General features: G+C 69.3%; 12 protein-coding genes and 1 riboswitch. Of the genes, 7 read left to right on the top strand and 5 right to left on the bottom strand.

The annotated features are described in order from the left end of the window. Positions 1–212 precede the first annotated feature (212 nt). The 6 genes from rsmA to QSK25_RS31820 all read left to right on the top strand — a co-directional run bounded on the left by rsmA (position 213) and on the right by QSK25_RS31820 (position 6,859). Entirely contained in the window at positions 213–1,034 is an 822-nt protein-coding gene (rsmA, locus tag QSK25_RS31845; RefSeq protein WP_285643721.1) for a 16S rRNA (adenine(1518)-N(6)/adenine(1519)-N(6))-dimethyltransferase RsmA, read from the top strand. 88 nt (positions 1,035–1,122) lie between these two features. Further along, a riboswitch (SAM riboswitch) is annotated at positions 1,123–1,216 on the top strand. Positions 1,217–1,434: 218 nt separating this feature from the next. Further along, complete coding sequence (locus QSK25_RS31840) at positions 1,435–2,433, top strand: methionine ABC transporter ATP-binding protein (RefSeq protein ID WP_285643704.1); 999 nt, start codon at positions 1,435–1,437, stop codon at positions 2,431–2,433. Then, entirely contained in the window at positions 2,430–3,113 is a 684-nt protein-coding gene (locus QSK25_RS31835) for a methionine ABC transporter permease (protein ID WP_285643703.1), read from the top strand. Before QSK25_RS31840 ends, QSK25_RS31835 begins: the two co-directional genes overlap by 4 nt. A gap of 28 nt (positions 3,114–3,141) precedes the next feature. Next, positions 3,142–3,942 (top strand): MetQ/NlpA family ABC transporter substrate-binding protein, encoded by an 801-nt coding sequence (locus QSK25_RS31830; protein ID WP_285643701.1) that lies wholly within the window; start codon positions 3,142–3,144, stop codon positions 3,940–3,942. Between the two features lie 57 nt (positions 3,943–3,999). Continuing rightward, complete coding sequence (locus tag QSK25_RS31825) at positions 4,000–4,962, top strand: 4-(cytidine 5'-diphospho)-2-C-methyl-D-erythritol kinase (RefSeq protein WP_285643699.1); 963 nt, start codon at positions 4,000–4,002, stop codon at positions 4,960–4,962. A gap of 124 nt (positions 4,963–5,086) precedes the next feature. Further along, the gene (locus QSK25_RS31820) at positions 5,087–6,859 is read left to right on the top strand and encodes an ABC-F family ATP-binding cassette domain-containing protein (protein WP_285643697.1); all 1,773 of its coding nucleotides are present in this window, start codon (positions 5,087–5,089) and stop codon (positions 6,857–6,859) included. 12 nt (positions 6,860–6,871) lie between these two features. Here the strand turns inward: QSK25_RS31820 and QSK25_RS31815 are convergent, their stop codons facing one another. Beyond that, positions 6,872–8,212: a DivIVA domain-containing protein gene (locus QSK25_RS31815; protein ID WP_352236603.1), complete on the bottom strand. Its 1,341-nt coding sequence runs from the start codon at positions 8,210–8,212 to the stop codon at positions 6,872–6,874. A 100-nt stretch (positions 8,213–8,312) separates the two neighbouring features. Between QSK25_RS31815 and QSK25_RS31805 the strand changes: the two genes are divergently transcribed. Beyond that, the gene (locus tag QSK25_RS31805) at positions 8,313–9,926 is read left to right on the top strand and encodes a fatty acyl-AMP ligase (protein ID WP_285643695.1); all 1,614 of its coding nucleotides are present in this window, start codon (positions 8,313–8,315) and stop codon (positions 9,924–9,926) included. Between the two features lie 67 nt (positions 9,927–9,993). On the opposite strand, the gene pth is transcribed toward QSK25_RS31805, so the two are convergent. The 4 genes from pth to QSK25_RS31785 all read right to left on the bottom strand — a co-directional run bounded on the left by pth (position 9,994) and on the right by QSK25_RS31785 (position 13,087). Next, on the bottom strand, positions 9,994–10,557 hold the full coding sequence (pth, locus tag QSK25_RS31800; protein ID WP_285643694.1) for an aminoacyl-tRNA hydrolase: 564 nt from the start codon (positions 10,555–10,557) through the stop codon (positions 9,994–9,996). Next, positions 10,547–11,053 (bottom strand): DivIVA domain-containing protein, encoded by a 507-nt coding sequence (locus QSK25_RS31795; protein WP_285643693.1) that lies wholly within the window; start codon positions 11,051–11,053, stop codon positions 10,547–10,549. Before QSK25_RS31795 ends, pth begins: the two co-directional genes overlap by 11 nt. A 62-nt stretch (positions 11,054–11,115) precedes the next feature. Continuing rightward, complete coding sequence (locus tag QSK25_RS31790) at positions 11,116–11,718, bottom strand: 50S ribosomal protein L25/general stress protein Ctc (protein ID WP_285643692.1); 603 nt, start codon at positions 11,716–11,718, stop codon at positions 11,116–11,118. 397 nt (positions 11,719–12,115) lie between these two features. Beyond that, on the bottom strand, positions 12,116–13,087 hold the full coding sequence (locus tag QSK25_RS31785) for a ribose-phosphate diphosphokinase (RefSeq protein WP_285643718.1): 972 nt from the start codon (positions 13,085–13,087) through the stop codon (positions 12,116–12,118). Between the last annotated feature and the right edge of the window lie 14 nt (positions 13,088–13,101).

Raw genomic sequence — 13,101 nt, 5'->3', positions numbered from 1 at the left:
GTGAACACCCTGGCAGCGGTCCCCACCAGACCAGACGACAGATCTTCGGAAAGACACAAGGTCAGTCAAGCCACGAGTCAGACCAGCCCAGCGAGAACCACCACACACATCCTCACTGTCAAGCCCCAATCCCCATCGACGCGCCAGCGGCGATGAAATGACCCGGCTCGTCATAGGCCCTGCACCCAACCTGCGAGAATGCCAGGGTGAGCCTGCTGGGACCTGCCGAAGTCCGCCGCCTAGCCGCGGAACTCAACATCCGCCCGACCAAAAAACTGGGCCAGAACTTCGTGCACGACCCCAACACGGTCCGCAAGATCGTCGCAGCAGCCGACCTGACCGAAGAGGACGTGGTCCTCGAGGTAGGCCCAGGCCTGGGCTCCCTGACCCTCGCCCTGCTCCCCAACGCGGCCAAGGTCATCGCGGTGGAAATCGACCCCCCGCTGGCCCAACGGCTCCCGCAGACAGTCCAGGAACTCGACCCGGGCAACGCGGACAAGCTCCACGTCGTCCTCAAGGACGCCCTGAAAGTCACCCAAGAGGACCTGCCGGCACCACCCACCGCGATCGTCGCCAACCTCCCGTACAACGTCGCGGTCCCCGTGGTCCTCCACCTCCTGGCCGAACTCCCGTCCCTCCAAAAGGGTCTGGTCATGGTCCAGGCGGAAGTGGCCGACCGGATGGCCGCGAAGCCCGGCAGCAAGATCTACGGCGTCCCCAGCGTGAAGCTCGCCTGGTACGCCGACGCGAAGAAGGCCGGCAGCATCGGCAAGAACGTCTTCTGGCCCGCCCCGAACGTCGACTCGGGCCTGGTTTCCTTCCAGCGCCACGAAAGCCCACTCTCCACAGTGGACCGTAAGAAGCTCTTCAGGCTCGTCGACGCCGCCTTCGCCCAGCGCCGCAAAACCCTGAGGGCAGCCCTCAAGGGGCACACCGAGAACGTCGACGAACTGCTCGAAAAGGCCGGCATCGACCCTCAAGTCCGGGGCGAACAGCTGACGGTGATCGACTTCATCCGGATCGCCGAGGTCTAGGCCGGGGATCCTTCGGCCAACAGTGTGATCTGTCGAACGAATCCGGTTTTGGCTTGCGCAACCGAACGTCCGTCCGGTTGACTGCTACTTGCCATCCGGAGCGACTGAGAGACCTGGCTCTACGACGTCGCAGCAACCACCCGCTGGATGCGGGCAGGTGCTAACGCCAGGACCGATGGAGGAGCACCATGGGTACCGTGCGAATGCTGACGCGCCGTCGAGTCGTCGACCAGTGCCGTCGCACCGCTTCTGCATGTCGTCGCCACCTCGTCTAAGGCGCCTTCTCAAAGTCCTTTGACGCGCACTCGAACGAAGAGTGGCGCACACCCCTGAGCAGCAGACTTCGACCGCGCACGTCCGAACAGGACGGTGTGCCGTCGCGCGCAGCCGTGGAGCAGAAGTGATCACTGTCGAAAACCTCACCAAGACCTTCCAGGGCGTCTCGGCCCTCAACGGCGTGACCCTCGACGTCGAGGCCGGCACCGTGCTCGGTGTCGTCGGCCCGAGCGGCGCCGGCAAGTCGACGCTCGCCCGGTGCGTCGCGCTGCTCGAGCGTCCCGACTCCGGGGCGATCCGCGTCGACGGCACCGACATCACGAGCCTCGACGGCTCGGCGCTGCGGGCCGCCCGCCGTCAGATCGGCGTTGTGCCGCAAGGGGATTCGCTCCTCCGTCAGCGCACGGCGGCCGGCAACATCGCGCTGCCCCTCGAGTCCGCCGGCGTGCCCGGACCGCAGCGCCGCACCCGCGTGGGTGAGCTGCTGGACCTCGTCGGGCTCACCGACAAGGCCGCCGCGTACCCCGACCAGCTGTCCGGCGGGCAGCGTCAGCGCATCGCCGTGGCGCGTGCGCTGGCCGCCAACCCGTCCGTCCTGCTCGCCGACGAGCCCACGAGCGCCCTCGACCCCGAGACGACCGGCTCCGTGCTGACCGTGCTCGACCGTGCGCGCGCTGAGCTCGGTGTGACCGTCCTCGTCGTCACGCACGACATGGGCGTGGTCCGGAAGATCTGCGACGACGTCGCGGTGCTGGAGCAGGGCAAGGTCGTCGAACACGGCAAGGTGCTCGACCTGGTCAACAACCCGATCAGCCGCACGAGCAGCGCCCTGCTGCCCGCCGTCGACCTCAACCCGATCAACGAGAGCGCCTACGACCGCGTCGCGGACGTCGTGCTCGTCGGGTTCGCCGCGGTCGGCGCGTTGCTGCCCGAGGCCGCGCACCGGTTCGGGGTCGAGCTCAACATCGTCGGCGGTGGCCTGACGCGCCTCGGCGAGACGCCCGTCGCGCGGTTCCGGCTCGGCCTGAACGGTGAGCGCTCCGACTCGGCGCTGGAGTGGATCGGCGAGGCCGGCGGCGCTGTGCAGAGGTCCCTGAAGGGGCCACAGGGAGTAGCTGCGTGAGGTCTGCAACACCCTGGTCCGACGTGATCTCGTACCTCGTCGAGGCCACCGGAGAAACGCTGTACATGGTCGGCGTCTCCACGGTCATCGCAACACTGCTCGGCGTTCCCGTGGGTGTTTGGCTCCAGCTCACCGCCAAGGGTGGGCTGCGGCCGAACGCCGCGGTGCACAGGATCCTCAGCTTCGTCACCGACCTGGGCCGCTCGATGCCGTTCATCGTGCTGCTCGTGGCGCTCACGTCGGTCACGCGCCTCATCGTGGGCGGCTCCATCGGCAGCACGGCGGTCATCGTGCCGCTGGCCGTGGGAGCGATCCCGTTCGTCGGCAGGCTGGTGCAGAACGTCCTGTCCGAGGTGCACGTGACCGTGGTGGAAGCCGCGATCACCACCGGGGCGAGCACCCTCAAGATCGTCAGGTCCGTGCTCGTCCGCGAGTCGATGCCCGCCCTGATCAACGCCATCGGCGTCACCGTGATCGCCCTGATCGGGTACTCGGCGATGGCCGGCGTGATCGGTGGAGGTGGCCTCGGCGACCTGGCGATCCGCGAGGGCTACCAGCGCTTCAACGACCGGATCCTGTGGAGCACCGTGGCGTGGCTCGCCGTGCTGACCACCGTGATCCAGTTCGGTTTCACCCGTGCCGCCCGCGCGTCCGACCGGCGCCGGCACGCCTCAGTCTGACCGTCAGCAAATTCTCAAAAGGAACGTCATGCGTATTCGTGCTGCCCTGATCGCCGCCGTTTTGACCGGTATCAGCGCTTTGTCCGCCTGCTCGTCCGGTACCTCCAGCGCCGCCGACACGCTCAAGGTCGGGGTCTCCCCGGTCCCGCACGCCCAGATCCTCAAGTACGTGGCCGACAACCTCGCCGCGCAGAAGGGTCTGAAGATCGAGGTCGTCGAGTTCACCGACTACGTGCAGCCGAACACGGCGCTGGTCGACGGCTCGCTCGACGCCAACTACTTCCAGACCGTCCCGTACCTGGCGACGTTCACCAAGGAGAGCGGCGCCAAGGTGGAGTGGGTCCAGCCCGTCCACGTCGAGCCGCTCGGCCTGTACTCCAAGAAGGTCAAGAAGCTCGACGAGCTCCAGAACGGGGCCAAGGTCGCCGTCGCCAACGACGCCACCAACGAGGCCCGCGGCCTGCGGCTGCTGGAGGCGAACGGCCTGATCAAGCTCAAGCAGGCTGACCAGCCCACCGTCCGCGACATCGCGGAGAACCCCAAGAACCTGCAGTTCGTGCCCCTGGAGGCCGCGCAGCTGCCGCGGTCGCTCGACGACACCGACGCGTCCGTCATCAACGGCAACTACGCCATCGACGCGGGCCTCAAGCCCGCCACCGACTCGCTCGCGCTGGAGAAGGCCGAGGGCAACCCGAACGCGAACGGCCTGGTCACCCGCACCGAGCTCAAGGACGACAAGCGGATCAGGGACCTCGCGGAGCTGCTCGGGTCGCAGCAGGTCAAGGACTACATCAAGCAGACGTTCGACGGTTCGGTCATCCCGGTGTGAGATCGGCAGTGACCGGGGGAGGAGTCCGGCGGGCCAGAACGCCCGTAGGCTGACGTGGTGCTCGCAGTCGTTCCTCCCCCGGTCACAGTTCGCGTCCCGGCCAAGGTCAACCTGCACCTGGCCGTGGGTGACGTGCGCCCGGACGGTTACCACGACCTGGTGACGATCTTCCAGGCGCTGTCGCTGGTGGACGAGGTCACGGTCGCGGTCGCCGACGAACCAGGCGTCGAGGTGCACGGCGAGGGCGCCGACCAGGTGCCCACCGGAGCCTCCAACCTCGCCTGGCGCGCCGTCCAGCTGCTGGCCGCGCACGTCGGCAAGGACGCGGACGACCCCAAGGTCCGCGTCGTCATCCGCAAGGCCATCCCCGTCGCGGGCGGCATGGCGGGTGGCAGCGCGGACGCGGCGGCGACGCTCGTCGGCCTGTCGTCGTTGTGGCGCCTCGACATCAGCCGCGACGAGCTGGCCGAACTGGCCGGCAAGCTCGGCGCCGACGTCCCGTTCGCCCTCTACGGCGGTACGGCGCTCGGCACCGGCCGCGGCGAGCGGATCGTGCCCGTCCTGGCCCGCCACCAGTTCCACTGGGTGCTCGCGTTCGACCGCCGCGGACTGTCCACTCCGGACGTCTTCGACGAGCTGGACCGCCTGCGCGCGGAGGGAGATCCGCCCCGCGTCGGCGAGGTCGAGGCCGTGCTGGAGGGCCTCGCCTCCGGCGACCCGCGCCAGCTCGCGCTGCTGCTCGGCAACGACCTCCAGGCCGCCGCCGTGTCGCTGCGGCCGAACCTGCGCCGCACGCTGCGCGCAGGCGTCGACGCGGGTGCCCTCGCCGGCATCGTGTCCGGTTCCGGCCCCACGACGGCGTTCCTGTGCGAGGACGGCGACGCCGCGGTGAAGGTGGCCGCCGAACTCGCCGGTGCCGGGGTGTGCCGCACGGTCCGCGTGGCGCACGGCCCGGTGCCCGGCGCGCGCGTGATCACGACAGAAGAGCCGAAGCCCATCCCGCCCGAGGTCCACGCGTAGTGAGTAGTCCGTCCGGGCGATCGCGCGCTGCGGGCACGCTCCCCGGCCAAGGCTGGTGAACAGGGCCTTTGGCCCCGGTGGGTAGCCTTCGTCGGGCAGTTTCTTCCAAAGTCGTGAGGTTTTGATGGCCAACCTGGTCAACCTGGAGTCCGTGGCGAAGTCGTTCGGCGTCCGGCCGCTGCTCGACCGCGTGTCGCTCGGCGTCAACGAGGGCGACCGCATCGGCGTCGTCGGCCTGAACGGCGGCGGCAAGACGACGCTGCTCGAGGTCCTGGCCGGGGTGGAACCCGCGGACGACGGCCGGGTCTCCCGGTCGCGCGACCTGCGGATGGCCGTCGTGACGCAGCGCACCGAACTGCCGGAGGGCTCGACCGTGCGCAACGCGGTGATCGACCCGCTCGGGTTCGACGCCGAGCACGAATGGGCCTCCGACGCCCGCGTCCGATCCATTTTGGACGGTCTGGGGATCACCGCGCTGGGCCTCGACTCCGTCGTCAGCAGGATGTCCGGTGGCGAGCGGCGCCGCGTCGTGCTCGCGGCCGCGCTGATCCAGGACCTCGAACTCCTCGTGCTCGACGAGCCCACCAACCACCTCGACGTCGAGGGCGTGCGGTGGCTCGCGGAGCACCTGCTGGCCCGCAAGTGCGCGCTCGTCGTCGTCACCCACGACCGGTGGTTCCTCGACACCGTCTGCAACCGCACGTGGGAGGTCGTGAACGGCAAGGTCGAGCAGTACGAGGGCGGCTACGCCGACTGGATCTTCGCGCGCGCCGAGCGGCAGCGGCTCGCGGACACGCTCGAGGAGAAGCGGCAGAACCTGGCGCGCAAGGAACTCGCCTGGTTGCGCCGTGGTGCACCCGCGCGGACCTCGAAGCCCCGCTACCGGATCGAGGCCGCCGAGGCGTTGATCGCGGACGTGCCTCCGTTGCGCGACAACGTCGAGCTGCTCGCGTTCGCCAAGAAGCGCCTGGGCCGCACGGTGATCGAGGTCGAGGACGCCACACTGTCCATTCCGGACCGAGTGCTGGTGCGCGACCTGACGTGGCGGATCGGTCCCGGCGAGCGGATCGGTCTCGTCGGTGTCAACGGTTCCGGCAAGACGACGCTGCTCAAGCTGCTCGCGGGAGAGCGGGAACCCGAGACGGGCAAGCGGATCCAGGGGTCGACGGTCAAGATCGCACACCTCTCGCAGGAGCTGCTCGACCTCAACGGGTCGATGCGCGTGCTGGAGGCCATCGAGGAGGTCGCCCGCCGGGTCGTGCTCGGCAAGTACGAGATGTCGGCCTCGCAGCTGGGCGAGCGCTTCGGGTTCTCGTCGCAGAAGCAGTGGACGCCCGTCTCGGACCTGTCCGGTGGTGAACGGCGCCGGTTGCAGCTCTGCCGGCTGCTGATGGCCGAACCGAACGTGCTGCTGCTCGACGAGCCGACCAACGACCTCGACATCGACACGTTGCAGCAGCTGGAAGACCTGCTGGACTCGTGGGCAGGCACGCTCGTCGTGATCTCCCACGACCGGTACCTGGTCGAGCGCGTGTGCGACAAGGTCGTCGCGTTGTTCGGCGACGGCGGCCTGACCGAGCTGCCCGGCGGCATCGAGGAGTACCTGAAGCGCCGCGACTCGGTGCGGGACAGGGAATCCGCGTCCGCCTCGCCCGCTGCCACCAAGGCACCGTCGAACGCCGCCGACCAGCGGGCCGCCCGCAAGGAACTGGCCAGGCTGGAACGCCGCCTCGAGGTGCTGCACAAGAAGGAAGCCGAGCTGCACGCGGCACTCGCCGAGGCCGCGACCGAACCGGACCGGCTGCTGAAGCTCGACGCCGAACTCCGCGCCGTGCTGGCGGAGGAGTCCGAAGTGGAGACGGCCTGGATGGTCGCGGCCGAGGTCGTCGAGGGCTGACCCCGGCCTGGCTCAGCGTCCCTTGCGGCGCAGTTCGTCGGCGAGTTGCGGCAACAGCTCGTCGATGAACGCCGTGTCGTACCCCTGCCCGGAGAGCAGCGCGTAGCTGAAGCGCGCCTTCATGACCTCGTCGGCGGTCGCGCCGAGCATGCCGTCGAGCGCGACGCCGATCTCCTCCAGCATCCGGTCGACCTGCGCGGTGCGGTACCCGCGCTGACCGGACGCCGCCTGCGGGATCCGCAGCTGGCGCAGGTCCTTCCAGGACTTGACCCGCGGCATGCTGCTGCGCATCGGCCCGGAGAGCTGCTGCTCGATCGCGGTGAGGAACGCGTCGACCTCGGTCTCGTCGTAGCCCCGTCGTCCGATGAGCGGACGGGAGAACCGGATGTCGCGGACGTCCTTCGAGGTCAGGTTGTCCTGGCCGAGCAGCGTCGCCTCGATGCGGTCGAGGAACGCGTCCACCTGGGACTCCTGGTAGCCGCGGCGGCCGCGCGGCGGACGGTGGAACGCGATGGTGCGGATGTCGGCGGCGGTGAACTTCGCCGCTTCGACCTCCTGCGGCGCCGCGGGCTGCTGCGCGGGCGTGCGTTGCTGGGCCTGAGAGGGCCGAGGACGCTGCTGCGGCTGCTGGGGACGTTCCTCCGGCCGGGCGGAGCGTTGCTGCGGCCGCTGTTGCTGCAGGGGCAGCGGAGGGAGCACCGTGGTGGGCGGGCCTGCGTCCCGCGGGGGCGGGGCGACCTCGAACATCAGCACCACGAGATCGAGGAACGTGTCGACGTCTTCCTCGTCGTAGCCGAACGTGCCGGGCGCGGTCTCGCCGAACACGGCGTCCTGCACCTGCTGGGCCGTCAGGTTGTCCCTGCCGCGCAGGGTCTGCTCGATGCGGTCGAGGAACGCGTCGATCTGCCCCTCGTGGTAGCCGCGGGTCCCCGGTCTGGGTTTGTGGAAGCGCACGGCGGCCACGTCGTCCGGCGACAACCGGACAGCCGGTCTCATCGCCTGCGACGTGGCGTGCGCGCCCTTGGCGGGCGCCGCGGCCTGCTGGCGTTGCGGAGTGGACCGCAGCGTGTCCGCCACGAGTTCCATGAAGACGTTGACCTCGTTCACGTCGTAGCCCGGATCGCGGGTCGCCGTGCTGAACTTGACGTTGAGGACGTCTTCGCGCGTGAGGATGTCCTTGCTCTTCATGGTGCCCTCGACCCGGTCGAGGAACGCGTCCACCTCAGCCGCGTCGTAGCCGCGCTGCCCACTGGGTGGACGGTGGAACGCGACCAGTGCCACGTCCTGCGCGGAGAGCAGAGGAGCCGGATGCGCGGGTAGACGATGCTGCGCTCCGGGACCGCCCCGATCCACCAATGACCTCCTCCTGCGTACCTGTACTGGGGAGTATCGCGTTTCGCGTGGCATAACGTTTCGCCCTGATGGACCAAACGGCGCCACTACGATCGCGAACATGAGTCAGTTCGTGGATGTGATGCTGGCGACGGCCTCCAACGGCAGGGACAGGGGCATGACGACGGGTGAACCCGCCGCGCCCGTCCGCCGGACCTGGGCCGAGGTGCACGAACGCGCCCGGCGGATGGCCGGTGCGCTCGACGTGGCGCCGGGCACCGCGATCGCCGTGCTCGCCGCCGAACCAGCCGTGATCGCCCCAGCCGTGCAGGCCGCATGGCTGTGTGGTGGCAGCGTCACGATGTTGCATCAACCCACACCACGCACCGACCTGGCCGAGTGGGCCGAGGACACGCTGCGGGTGCTCGCCATGATCGATTCGCGTCTGGTCCTGCTCGGCAGCCCGTTCGACGCCCTGGCTGCCGTTCTGGACCAGCACGGAGTGCCGTACCGACTGCTCTCCGAACTCGACGCGGAACCGATCGCTGCTCCTGTTCCCACCGACGAGGATGCCACGGCACTGCTGCAGTTGACGAGTGGCTCCACCGCCGATCCCAAGGCGGTGCGAATCACGCACCGCAACCTGATGGCGAACGCGCGGGGCATGGAGATCGCGGCGGCCCTCGATCCTTCTACTGACGTGATGGTGTCCTGGCTGCCGTTGTTCCACGACATGGGCATGGTCGGCTTCCTGACCGTGCCGATGCTCTTCGGCCTGGAACTGGTGAAGGTCACCCCTGTCGACTTCCTGTCACGGCCGACGTTGTGGGCGGACCTGATCACCCGTTACAAGGGCACGATCACCGCTGCCCCGAACTTCGCCTACGCCATCGTGGCCCGCCGTCTTGCCTCTTCTTCCGACTCCTTCGACCTGTCGTCGATGAGGTTGGCGCTGAACGGCGCCGAGCCGATCGACCCGGCCGCCGTCGAGGCTTTCGTTACGGCCGGCGAGCGGTTCGGGTTGCGGCCCGAGTCGATCCTGGCGGCCTACGGCATGGCGGAGACCACTCTGGGTGTGGCTTTCGCACCGCTGTTCACCGGGTTGTCGGTGGACGTCGTGGACGCCGACTCGCTGGAGGCCGAGCACCGCGCCGTGCCCACCGAGGGCGGGCGTGCGTTCCCGTTGCTGGGGCCGCCGTTGCCGGGCCTGGAACTGCGGGTCGTGTCTGATGGTGGTGACGTGCTGGGCGTGCGGGACGTCGGTGAGTTGCAGATCCGCGGCGAGGCGGTGACTCCCGGGTACCTGACCGTGAACGGTCCTCTGGCCACTCAGGACGCTGAGGGCTGGCTGTCCACCGGGGACCTCGGGTACCTGGTGGAGGACGGCCAGGTCGTCGTCTGCGGGCGCCGCAAGGACGTCATCATCATGGGCGGTCGGAACATCTACCCGACCGATGTAGAGCGTGCCGCGTGCTCGGTGGAGGGCGTGCGAGCCGGCAACGCCGTCGCGGTCCGGCTGGACGCGGGGACGCAGCGCGAACGGTTCGCCGTCGTGCTGGAGTCGAAGCTCGCCGGGGACGAAGCTGCCGAGAAGGACTTGGTCAAGCAGGTGACGGCTCGGGTCGTGGACGCCGTCGGGCTGCGGCCGTTCGCTGTTGTCGTGCAGCCGCCGGGGACGTTGCCGAAGACGCCTTCGGGCAAGCTGCGGCGGTCGGCGGCGGCCGAGCTGGTCTGAGCCCACTGCGCGGACGCACGCGGGGCCTCCTGCGCATCGCAGGAGGCCCCGCGTGCGCCTGGCGAGGTCAGTGGAAGCTGTTTTGCGCCGCTTCCAGGCCCTTGGTGACGAGGGCCTCCGCCGCGTCCGCCGCCCTGTCGATCTCCAGCGCCAGCTGCTTGCGCTCGACCGTCGAGAAGTCCTTCAGGACGTAGTCGGCCGGGTCCTGGCGGCCGGACGGGCGGTCCACGCCGAAGCGCAGCCGGTGGTAGTCCTTGGTGCCCAGGGACTTCGTGATGGAGCGGAGTCCGTTGTGGCCGTTGTCGCCGCCGCCGAGCTTCATCCGCAGCTGCGCGAACGGGAGGTCCAGCTCGTCGTGGACCACGACGATGGTGGTGGGCTTGAAGAACTTCACGGCGCTCGCGACGGGGCCGCCGGAGAGGTTCATGAAGCTGCGGGGCTTGGCGAGCACGACGCGGTGGCCGGACAGGCGGCCCTCGACGATCTCGGCACCCGACTTGTGGGCCTTGAACTTGCCGCCCACGCGCGCGGCCAGTTCGTCGAGGACGAGGAAGCCGATGTTGTGGCGGTTGCCCTCGTACTTGGGGCCTGGGTTGCCCAGCCCGACGATGAGGGCGAGGTCAGCGTCCACGGAACCGCAACTCCTGCTCGAGATCGTCCAGCAACGTGTCCACGGCCTGCACCTGGTACCCCTTGCCCAGCAGGCCGGACGTGGTGCTGAACCGGGTGTTGCGGACCTCGGTGGAGGTCATGGAGCCCCGGCCGTCCAGGTTGGCCGCGGCACGGGCGATGAAGGCGTCGACCTCGGCGCGATCGTAGCCGGTGCCGGTCTTGCCGAGCTTGCGCGCGTGCAGGTCCTCGCCGGAGTTGAGGCCCGTGGGCGGCACGATGCCGTTGCGGACCTGGTGTTCCAGCAGGTGCAGCACGCCGTCGACGCTCAGCGGGTCGTAGCCGTTCGGGACCGTGGCGAACCGGACGGTGCGCACGTGGTCCGGGTTCAGCCGCAGCCTGCCGGCGAGCGCGTCGGCGACGATGTGGAGGAACTCGTTGACCTGGTCCGGGTCGTAGCCCTGGCGCTTGCGGCGGAAGGTCTTCGACCGGACGTCTGCCGGGCGCAGGTACTGCAACGGCGCGCCGCCCCCCTTGTGAGGAGGCGACGCGCCGTCGTTTCGGCCCGACGTGATGGGGCTCAGCTTTCCTCGGTGGCCTCGGCCGGAGCGGCCGCCTCGTCACCCTCGAGCTGCGCCGCGGACGGCGCCTCGTTCACGGCGACGATGAGGGCCTCGGCGTCGGTGGCCAGGGTGACACCCTTGGGCAGCTCCAGGTCACCGGCGTGGATCTGGGTGCCGGCCTCCTTGCCCTCGATCGAGAGCTCGACCTGCTCCGGGATGTTCAGCGCGTCGGCCTCGACGGTGATCGTCGTGGCGTCCTGCGTGACGAGCGTGCCCGACTGGGCCTCACCGGTCACGACGACGGGGATGTCGACGGTGACCTTCTCGCCGCGCTTCACGAGCAGCAGGTCGACGTGCTCGATGTAGTTCTTGATCGGGTGCGTGGTGACGGTCTTGGTGAGCGCCAGCTCAGCCGCGCCGTCGAGGGCGAGGGTGAGGACGGCGTTCTGGCCGTGCTCACGGACCACGCGGGCGAACTCCAGCGCCGGCAGGGCCAGGTGCTTGGGGTCGGAGCCGTGGCCGTAGAGCACCGCGGGGATCTTGCCGGCGCGACGGGTGCGGCGGGCTGCGCCCTTGCCGAATTCGGTGCGCTGCTCAGCGGCGAGACGAACCTCGGACACGGTGGGGTACTCCTTACAAGTCTGGCCTTGTACGTCGGGGCGGTGCACAAGGTTCAGCGGTTCAGCGGTCTTCAGCTCTGGGTGGTGGCCTGCGGCGGCGAGCAGCGCGGAACAGGGGTCAACACGCGCGGCATCAAGCCACCGCGTCGATCACGCCGAGCTGGGTAGCTCGCCCTCGCCGAGGCAACCCGACCAGTGTAGGTGAGTGCGGGTCGGAGGTGGTAATCGGGGGTGCTCCACGGGCGGGTGAACCTTGGCGCGTCGGGTTGCGGGCTCGGTGGCGGGTCGGTCCGCGGGCTGGTTCCGGGTCGCCTTGCGTCGGCGACCGCGGTTCGTGCCGACTTCGAAAAGCCGAAGGGCCTCCCGCGCCGCGGAAGGCCCTTCGGTGGAGCTGAAGTCAGGCGTTGCCGTCGAACAGCGACGTGACGGAGCCGTCCTCGAACACTTCCTGGATCACCCGGGCCAGCAGCGGGGCGATCGAGAGCACGGTCATGTTCGGGAACCGCTTCTCCGCCGGGATCGGCAGGGTGTCGGTGAACACGACCTCGCGGGCGCCCGAGTCCTGCAGGCGCTGGGTCGCGGGGCCCGAGAGGATGCCGTGCGTGGCCGCGATGACCACGTCGGACGCGCCCTCGTTCAGGAGCTGCTTCACGGCGCCGGCGATGGTGCCGCCGGTGTCGACCATGTCGTCGATCACGATGCAGAGGCGGCCCTCGACCTTGCCGACGACGCGGTTCGAGACGACCTCGTTGGGGCGCAGCGGGTCGCGGGTCTTGTGGATGAAGGCGATCGGCGCGCCGCCGAGGGTGTCCGCCCACTTCTCGGCCAGCTTGGTGCGGCCCGAGTCGGGGGAGACGACGGTGATCTCGTGGCCCGCGTACTTGCCGCGGATGTGGTCGGCCAGCAGCGGCATGGCCCACAGGTGGTCGACCGGGCCGTCGAAGAAGCCCTGGATCTGGGCGGTGTGCAGGTCGACCGAGACGAGGCGGTCGGCGCCCGCGGTCTTGAACAGGTCGGCGACCAGGCGCGCGGAGATCGGTTCGCGGCCGCGGTGCTTCTTGTCCTGACGGCTGTACGGGTAGAACGGCATGATCACGGTGATGCGCTTGGCCGAGGCGCGCTTGAGGGCGTCGACCATGATCAGCTGTTCCATCAGCCACTGGTTGATGGGCGCGGTGTGCGACTGGATGACGAAGGCGTCGCAGCCGCGGACGGACTCCTCGAAGCGGACGAAGATCTCGCCGTTCGCGAAGTCGTAGGCGGACTGCGGGGTCACCGTGACGTTGAGGTGCTTCGAGACCTCCTCCGTCAGTTCCGGGTAGGCACGCCCGCCGAAGAGCATCAGGTTCTTCTTCGGTGTGCCGGGCATCTGCGGGTTCACGG

This window comes from Lentzea sp. NBRC 102530 (genome assembly GCF_030269365.1).
In the GTDB taxonomy this organism is placed as follows: Bacteria; Actinomycetota; Actinomycetes; order Mycobacteriales; family Pseudonocardiaceae; genus Lentzea.
Note: the sequence above shows the minus strand (reverse complement) of the source record. Positions and strands in the feature narration are given on the sequence as shown.

Coding starts and splice junctions, on each gene's coding strand:
- QSK25_RS31830 (WP_285643701.1), top strand. CDS start 3,142: ATGCGTATTCGTGCTGCCCTGATCGCCGCCGTTTTGACCGGTATCAGC.
- QSK25_RS31820 (WP_285643697.1), top strand. CDS start 5,087: ATGGCCAACCTGGTCAACCTGGAGTCCGTGGCGAAGTCGTTCGGCGTC.
- QSK25_RS31805 (WP_285643695.1), top strand. CDS start 8,313: ATGAGTCAGTTCGTGGATGTGATGCTGGCGACGGCCTCCAACGGCAGG.
- QSK25_RS31785 (WP_285643718.1), bottom strand. CDS start 13,087: ATGCCCGGCACACCGAAGAAGAACCTGATGCTCTTCGGCGGGCGTGCC.